General features: G+C 46.6%; 12 protein-coding genes and 2 pseudogenes. 5 read left to right on the top strand and 9 right to left on the bottom strand.

Annotation, left to right across the window (positions count from 1 at the left end; all coding sequences use genetic code 11):
* Positions 1–27 precede the first annotated feature (27 nt).
* From B3M90_RS09435 to B3M90_RS09415, 5 genes are all read right to left on the bottom strand, one after another.
* Entirely contained in the window at positions 28–570 is a 543-nt protein-coding gene (locus B3M90_RS09435; protein WP_214854007.1) for an NADPH-dependent FMN reductase, read from the bottom strand.
* Between the two features lie 45 nt (positions 571–615).
* The gene (locus B3M90_RS09430) at positions 616–1,599 is read right to left on the bottom strand and encodes a ring-cleaving dioxygenase (protein ID WP_214854009.1); all 984 of its coding nucleotides are present in this window, start codon (positions 1,597–1,599) and stop codon (positions 616–618) included.
* Positions 1,600–1,657: 58 nt separating this feature from the next.
* Positions 1,658–2,092, bottom strand: coding sequence for a MarR family winged helix-turn-helix transcriptional regulator (locus B3M90_RS09425; protein ID WP_214854011.1), 435 nt, complete (start codon positions 2,090–2,092; stop codon positions 1,658–1,660).
* A gap of 139 nt (positions 2,093–2,231) precedes the next feature.
* The gene (locus tag B3M90_RS09420) at positions 2,232–2,672 is read right to left on the bottom strand and encodes a hypothetical protein (RefSeq protein WP_290783712.1); all 441 of its coding nucleotides are present in this window, start codon (positions 2,670–2,672) and stop codon (positions 2,232–2,234) included.
* A 43-nt stretch (positions 2,673–2,715) separates the two neighbouring features.
* A complete protein-coding gene (locus B3M90_RS09415) occupies positions 2,716–3,033 on the bottom strand; it encodes an Lrp/AsnC family transcriptional regulator (protein WP_290783709.1) in 318 nt (105 codons plus the stop codon).
* 136 nt (positions 3,034–3,169) lie between these two features.
* On the opposite strand from B3M90_RS09415, the pseudogene B3M90_RS09410 reads away from it, so the two are divergent.
* Positions 3,170–3,235 (top strand): annotated as a pseudogene (locus B3M90_RS09410) (hypothetical protein); the annotation flags it as partial.
* Here B3M90_RS09410 and B3M90_RS09405 read toward each other — a convergent pair.
* Together B3M90_RS09405 and B3M90_RS09400 are read right to left on the bottom strand one after the other, a co-directional pair.
* Positions 3,227–3,532: a hypothetical protein gene (locus tag B3M90_RS09405; RefSeq protein ID WP_290783924.1), complete on the bottom strand. Its 306-nt coding sequence runs from the start codon at positions 3,530–3,532 to the stop codon at positions 3,227–3,229. The pseudogene B3M90_RS09410 and the gene B3M90_RS09405 overlap by 9 nt on opposite strands.
* A 42-nt stretch (positions 3,533–3,574) precedes the next feature.
* On the bottom strand, positions 3,575–3,865 hold the full coding sequence (locus tag B3M90_RS09400; protein WP_214854713.1) for a PadR family transcriptional regulator: 291 nt from the start codon (positions 3,863–3,865) through the stop codon (positions 3,575–3,577).
* Positions 3,866–4,083: 218 nt separating this feature from the next.
* Here B3M90_RS09400 and B3M90_RS09395 point away from each other — a divergent pair, with 218 nt between their 5' ends.
* Positions 4,084–4,356, top strand: coding sequence for a hypothetical protein (locus B3M90_RS09395; RefSeq protein ID WP_290783704.1), 273 nt, complete (start codon positions 4,084–4,086; stop codon positions 4,354–4,356).
* 8 nt (positions 4,357–4,364) lie between these two features.
* Here the strand turns inward: B3M90_RS09395 and B3M90_RS09390 are convergent.
* Positions 4,365–4,919, bottom strand: a pseudogene (locus B3M90_RS09390) (histidine phosphatase family protein).
* Positions 4,916–5,578, bottom strand: a complete 663-nt coding sequence (locus tag B3M90_RS09385; protein WP_214854019.1) for a Type 1 glutamine amidotransferase-like domain-containing protein — start codon at positions 5,576–5,578, stop codon at positions 4,916–4,918. The pseudogene B3M90_RS09390 and the gene B3M90_RS09385 overlap by 4 nt, the downstream one beginning before the upstream one ends.
* Before the next feature lie 90 nt (positions 5,579–5,668).
* On the opposite strand from B3M90_RS09385, the gene B3M90_RS09380 reads away from it, so the two are divergent.
* The 3 genes from B3M90_RS09380 to B3M90_RS09370 all read left to right on the top strand — a co-directional run.
* The gene (locus B3M90_RS09380) at positions 5,669–6,388 is read left to right on the top strand and encodes an alpha/beta fold hydrolase (protein WP_290783701.1); all 720 of its coding nucleotides are present in this window, start codon (positions 5,669–5,671) and stop codon (positions 6,386–6,388) included.
* A gap of 81 nt (positions 6,389–6,469) precedes the next feature.
* Positions 6,470–7,177, top strand: coding sequence for a hypothetical protein (locus B3M90_RS09375; protein WP_214854028.1), 708 nt, complete (start codon positions 6,470–6,472; stop codon positions 7,175–7,177).
* Between the two features lie 10 nt (positions 7,178–7,187).
* The coding region (locus B3M90_RS09370) for an ABC transporter ATP-binding protein (protein ID WP_290783698.1) at positions 7,188–7,426 on the top strand (239 nt) is incomplete at its 3' end.

Below are 7,426 nucleotides of genomic sequence, written 5' to 3'. Positions count from 1 at the left end.
ATGAGGGGATTTTGTATAGGAAAAGATTTAGCGAATCGTTTTCAGCGCCGTTGCCCACGGGATGACTTGATCGAGCATCTGGTTGACCGATGTTTCTTGAACGGCTGCCGCTTTTAAGACCGATCCGTTCTCAAAATCCGTGAACAAGGATAACGCCGGATGCACACGGACATCGGCAATCAATAATTCACCGAGGATGCCGCGCAAATGTTCTGCTGCCCGTGCTCCACCGACGGAACCGTAAGAGACGATTCCTGCCGCTTTATTGTTCCATTCGACGCGTAAATAATCGAGCGCGTTCTTGAGTGACGCTGCAATCGAGTGGTTGTATTCCTGGACGATGAAGACGAATCCGTCTTGCGCCGCGACATCCTTCGACCAATCAGCAGCACCTGATGCATCCGCGTCTTTTTCACCAAGCAGTGGTAATTTGTAGTCCGCGATATCAAGAATCGTATAGTTTGCGTCCCCTCGTTGATCGGCGAGTTGTTTGACCCAGTTCCCGACCTGTGGGCTGAGACGTCCTTCACGTGTTGATCCTAAGATGATCCCAATGTTTAATTTCTCCATCTTCATTTCCTCCTCTTGTTTAGATGCTGTCAGCTTACTTTTCTTTTAAAGATATTCTTTTTCGATGTTGCGTGTGCTCCGGACCGTATCAATCGGACGGACCATTTGTTCAATCTGTGCCCGTTGTGGCTCGAGGAATGGTGGTAACGACAATTTCTCCCCGACCGTTTCGTATGGTTCGTCACCCATGAAACCAGGACCATCCGTTGCCCACTCGAACAAGACACCGCGCGCGACACGGGCATAGAGGGACTCGAAGAAGAAGCGATCGACGTAACCGGACGTGTTGAAGCGTAGTTGTTGCATCCGCTCGATCCATTCCTTTAAGGCAGCCGTATCTTCAACGCGGAAAGCGACGTGGTGCACCGTTCCGAATCCTTGCCGTCCGCTTGGTAGAACGACGTTGTGCTCAACGATGACTTGGGCGCCATTTCCTCCTTCGCCCATCTCGAACAAGTGCAGGGAACCAGCTTGATCGACTTCGCGCATCAACATCGCTTGTTCAAGTACCGCTTTTAAATTGTCGAATTCCGCGATCCGGATGTGAATTGGACCGAGTCCCGTGATTGCGAACTCGAGTGGCACCGGACCGTTTTGCCACGGTGTGCCGGAAGCGACACCTTGATTGTGCTCGTCAGAGATCAACATGTATTGTTGCTCATCGAAATCGACGAACGAGAGCGTCTGCTTGCCGAATTGTTCTTTGATACCACGGTGCTTGACGTCGTATTTGTCAAAGCGTTTAATCCAGTATTCAAGTGCCGCATCCGTTGGAACACGGAACGCCGTCTTGAAGATTTCATTCGTTCCGTGTGATCCTTTTTGAATACCAGGGAAATCAAAGAACGTCATATCCGTGCCGGCAGATCCTTTATCATCGGCGAAGAATAAGTGATACGTCTGGATGTCATCCTGATTGACGGTCTTCTTGACCAATCGCATCCCTAAGACATTCGTAAAGAAGTCATAGTTTTTCTCGGCACTGCTCGTAATCGCCGTCACGTGGTGGATTCCTTTTAGTTCATTCATGAAAAATCGCTCCTTTAATCGTTATTATCTCGAATTCGAGATATCAGTCTAAAAAATTTTAATGTTTTTTTGCTTGATAGCCGATTGTTTTGGCTGTCTCGATGAATGCTTCGAGGTCTGACGGGGCTATTCCTTGAAATACTTGATTAATCGCTTGCTCGTGCTTTGGAAAAATCGTTTCCATCAGTTGTTGCCCTTCAGAGGTCAGTTCCGCAAATGTCACGCGCCGATCTTCTGGACATGCTTTCCGGAAGACATAATTCTTTTTTTCGAGCTTATCGATGACATAGGTGATGCTACTGCTCGTAATCAAGACTTTTTTCCCAATCAATTGAATCGGTTGCCTGCCCCTGTGAAACAGCAACTCAAGAACCGAAAAATCCGTCGGGTTCAGTCCCCACTGCGCAACGTCCTTCTTGATGACTTCATGTAAGGCATCGACTGCGCGCACCATGACTGTCAATGCTTTCAAGTTCGGATTCGGTCGCGTCATTTCGTTCACCTCTTTTGTATCTCTAATTCATATATCTTTAATTCGAGATAAATATACCATCTCAATTTTTGTTCGTCAACTGTTTTGATTCACTTTTAATCACGATGATGAACACAACGGATGTTCGAAGCGTTCATCATCATTTAAAACAAAGCACGTACCCTTCGCCTAATCGATAGTGATCGGTCTCAGATTGAATATACGCCGTATTGTCAGGTAATCCGATCGCATAATTCATTTGAGGCAGGTATTCCTGAAAACGAGCTGCTCGTTTTTCCTGATTCAAATGAGGACAGAGACAACCGCTCAGACAGCCTTGCCCCAAATCCAGGCAATAACCCGTTCCGCCCTCACTCGTTCGGATCCCGTATGTCATCGCATAGATTGCTCTAGCGCTGACACCGACGTACCGTGCTGTGATTCGGTATACGGTCAAAGTTCCCTCTTGCTCATCGAGCTTTTCACGTCCTCGATCTCCCCCGTCAGTTGTTCGATCCGTAAACGTGTCGCCTCCATCATATCGTATACCCCGTGAACGGAACCGGTGTCGACAATCGAATCCAAGTCGATGGTTTACCAAAGACAGACGCGTCATCGAGAAAACGTTCTAAAGTTGCAACGGACTATGTTTGCAACTTGACCATGAAGTTATAGCTACCGGTCAGGCGGTGGCACTCGACGACTTCCGGATGTCCTTTACAAAATTCAATCAAGCCTGCGCAACGTGTCCCTTCGAACATGACGATCGCGAGTAACCCTTGCGCGAGTGCTTCTGGATTAATGACAGCGCGAAATCCTTCGATGATCCCTGCGTCCTCCATTTTTCGGACCCGTTCGATGACGGCTGGTGCCGATAACCCGATCTGTCGTCCGAGTTCCGACCATGGAATCCGGGCATCATCTTGCAGAATCCGGACAATCTGTTGATCAATTTGATCCATTTTCCATCCTCCTTCTGATTCAAAACCACTTTCTTCAAATTAACATGGAATCAAAGGAAAATATAGCCTTTTACTTTGTTCTGCTGCTGTGTTCATCGAGTAGTATTTCTTATACTACTAATAGGAGGTGATACGCATGGAACCAACCTGTGTCCGGTGCCAAGAAACAATTGAAACGACGGTCTATCAATGTTCACATGCTTGTACGTTTTGCGAACCATGTACAAAAACGCTCGATCATATTTGTCAAAACTGTGGGGAGCTGCTCGAACCCGCCACGCCAGTCACTACATAAAAAGACGGATGCCTCGGCACCCGCCTTTTGTCTATTCAGATCGTTTCTTGTGATTGCCGCTCGGATAGTCGTTCCTTTGCCTGTTCCTGGTGCGGTTTGATCGCCGACTCGCCAATCGAGTAACGCATGTGTCTTCCGAATTCCATAATCAAGTGTCAATAACCAGTATACGGCATCATTCGAGTCAGGATGGGAACGAATCATCGCGTCGATCGCTTGATACGTCTCAAGCCGTTCTTCGAGCAATCATGCATGCTCCTGAATTTTCTTCAAGGAGACCTCTTTTGAAGCATGCCGCGCAAAATAGAGCTTCAATAACAAGTCGTTTCGTTGCACCGGCAGTTCGATGGACGGTTCAGCGATCCACCGCGCGAGCTCCACATGTCCGTTTTCCGTCAGGGCGAATTGTTTTCGTTCCCCATTCGTGACCTCTTCCACGATCAATCCTCTCGCCTCTAACCGTTTAAGCGTCGGATAGACTTGTCCGAAGTTGATTTTCCAAAAGTGATTCAAGTTCGTGTCGATCGTATGTTTCATCTCATAACCAGACGTACATCCGCTGGCGAGGAGTCCGAGAATCGCATAACGGGCATGTTTTCTTTTGGCATCGGTCCCTCCTCTATCTAAAAGATACTATCTTTTAGATAGAGTTACCGTTCATTTAAATGCCAAACAGGAAATTTACTGGATGGAGCAGGAATTCTCGTTTTAAATCCGAATTCTTGTTCACATACTTAATTAAAAGGAGTTCTCACATGACATACGCTAAAGCTTCTATCTTTTTCAGTCTGATTGGTCTGTTCATTGCCTATATGATTTTCCCACCAATTAACTGGCCATTCGGTCCAAACTCGATGATTACGATTCCAATCGGACTTGTCATTTATCTGTTCGGAATCGGACTTGGGATCGTCACCATCAAACGACGGGAGCCCGGGATTCTTAAATATGTCAGTCTCGCCTGTGCCATTCCGCTCGGTGTGCTACTACTACTCTTTCTCGGTTTCATCTTCAGCGGTCAAATTTAATCGTCTTTCTATAGATGTTCATGAGACGCTTTCTTGAGGGCATCGAATGTCAACCGGTGAATCGCTGGACTCGACATCGCATCTAACCATTCGTTCGCCGTTCGCCCAGTATATTTTTCAAGAACTAACGCCAATACAAGTCCATGTGTCGCGACGACCACTCGGTGGTGCGGGTGGGTTTTACGTAGCTGATCGATGACTGTTAGAGCACGATTACGTGCTATTTGATTCGACTCTCCGCCACTTTGCGCGTAATCATCATTTTGAAATGATCGCTTCAACAGTTCTTCTAGCCGTTCAGGCGATAAACTTTCGTCTGTTTCCTAAAAACGCCGTTCCTGAAACGCTACCTCGTAGATTCGCAAACCTCGTTGCTCAGCAAGTGGGCGAACGGAGTCTACCGTCCGTCACATCGGACTCGAATATATGGCGTCAATCGGCAGCGCTTCAAAGAACGCTACGAGTTTCTGCGCTTGTTCTTGACCTGCATCCGTTAATCCCCGCCCTCGATCACTGCCTGTTTTGATCGATTCGCAGTGGCGAATGAAATAGAGCGTCCTCATCGGAACTGGACCCACTTTCCTTCAGAAATTACGTCTACATTCGAACCGATGACACGAATCGCTGTCGCGTCGTCGATTGCGTAAGCTGGATTCGTCAATGTCTCGGCCCAAGACTTGGCAGCTTGTAAGTGATTGTCTGGTAACTGCGGATGATCGAGATGCGGGAAGATTGAAAAATCAACGAGACCTAATGTTACGTCCGATTGCTCCGGCGTCTTTTTCCATTCAACAAAATCCGTTCCGATTCGTGGTGTCAGAATCATGCTACCTGCGCTCATCCCGACATAAACCCCTGTCAAATTCGGTAACATGCGATCAAAACCCGATTCGACGAACCAGTGATGTAGAAAGAGTGGATCACCACCATTAACGAGAATGACATCCGCTTGTTCGACCGCTGGTTGCCAAATTGCTGGATCAATTACCGAGACCGCTGATAATTCCAACAGACCGACTGACTTCCATCCTAAATCGACCATCGGTGCCTCATCTTTTCCTTGAATGAAGTTGACAGCGAGGTCCGTTCCTCTGCCTAATGCGTAGGATGCTGTCGTAATCGCGATGGCATGGCATTCCTCAATCGGTTTTCTGAGCATCTCACGTAACGCGTTGTGAATCGATGGATTTTGTACCCCACCTGAAGTTAATAGATAGTCCATCGTGACACCTCCTGTTCTTTGCTTCAGTTTACAATATTTGTGCGTTTCTGGTATCCTTACTTTTATTCCCACTAGAATAGGAGGAATCATATGTCTTTCGACTTAATGACGTTACCTGAAACGACGTTACACTATCGTCTGATTCTCGGAACTTCCGATCAACCAACGTTTATCTTTGAAAATGGATATGGACAAGATCTTTCAACCTGGCAACCAATCATGGATCAAGTTGAAGGACTTGGAACGATTTTGATGTATGACCGTACGAACATCGGTGGTAGTATGCAGCATGATTCCGAGACTAGTCGCCAGAGCGTGAATCGCCTTCGCCGTTTGATCGATACCTTATCTCTCAAACCACCCTTTATTCTTGTGGGTCATTCCTATGGCGGCACGTTAGTTCGACAATTTGCATCGCAATATCCAAGTGAACTAAAAGGTCTATTGCTCATCGATGCAACACCAGAATCCTATATTCAACGCTTCTTACCAGTAATGCCAAACACGTTCCAAGCCATATACAAAAAACAATTCACGCTCGAATGTACATACGAAGATTTTAAAGAGAGTATTGAAGCGACGAACGTCGATGTCCTCTATCCCTTTCCAGTCGTTGTTCTGTCTGCTGGTAAAAAGGATCATTATTTGCGTGAGGCGCAACTATTGTGGCACGAATTGCAACGACAAACTGCTGCACAGTCGATCCAAGGGTTGTTGATCGAAGTTCCAAACAGCCGGCACTTCATTCAACAGGATGCCCCCCATATTGTTGTCGATGCGTTACATCATTTGACTTCAGGTGATTCTTAAGCTCTTTTCAAAGGAACTATTTCCCATTTCCGAACGTATACTTAATATAAGCTTGATTCGACACACTGATTGGAGGCACATATGTACTCGATTCCTAGCTACTTCATACTTTACTTAAAAATCATGCTGACGGATAAGATTCCGGTCTTTTGGTCGTTGATCTTCCCATTGATTCTCGCGTTCGTCTTCGGGTCACGACTCGATTTCACAGAGAGCAGTTTCCTATCATTTCTTGCACTCTTTTGGGGCTATATCTTACTTTCGATTTATGTCAACGGCATTGGTCTCCAACTTGCCCGGATGCGGGAACATGGTTTGATGAAGACGTATATCATGATTTCCGGTAGTAAGATTGGTTGTATTCTCGCACTCGTTCTCGTTCAGCTCGTATTTGCAGCCGTTAGTTTAACGGTCTTTACGACAGTCCTGATGCTCGTATTCGGCCTCTTCTCACCTTTGACGTTGTTACTCGCTTTTCTCGTCTTGTTGCTCAGCATCCCGCTTGCTTTTGCAAGCATCGCCTTGACGATGCTTCCGGCTAAGATTTCGAGTATGTCGACATTAATCAACATCGTCATGTATCCTCTGTTCTTGTTCGCGAATAGCCAACCGGATCGCTGGTACAGTTATTTGAATCCTTTTTATGTCATAAAAACACTTGGTCTCGCCGTCTCTGAGCACGTTACGGGAGCATCGTTACTGATCTTGACCGTCGTACTCGTCGTTTATCTGTTACTTGGTCTATTCTCTGTCAAACGCTTTAATCTCATGTCATTACTGACCCGATAGGAGGATTCAGATGCACGTTCAACATGTACGCTTCAACTATCCGAAATCACCTGATCTGTTACACGATGTCTCCTTTTCGCTTGTTCCCGGGAAACTGAACGTCTTGATCGGGATGAACGGTGCCGGGAAAACGACACTGTTTGATTGCATGACCGGTGCCTTACCGATCACATCCGGAGGACTGGACTTACCCGATATCTCGGACATTCTCTATTTGACGCAATTCATCTATTACTCGGATGAACTAAA

Source organism: Exiguobacterium sp. UBA6309 (assembly GCF_002439205.1).
Taxonomy (GTDB): Bacteria; Bacillota; Bacilli; order Exiguobacteriales; family Exiguobacteriaceae; genus Exiguobacterium_A.
Note: the sequence above shows the minus strand (reverse complement) of the source record. Positions and strands in the feature narration are given on the sequence as shown.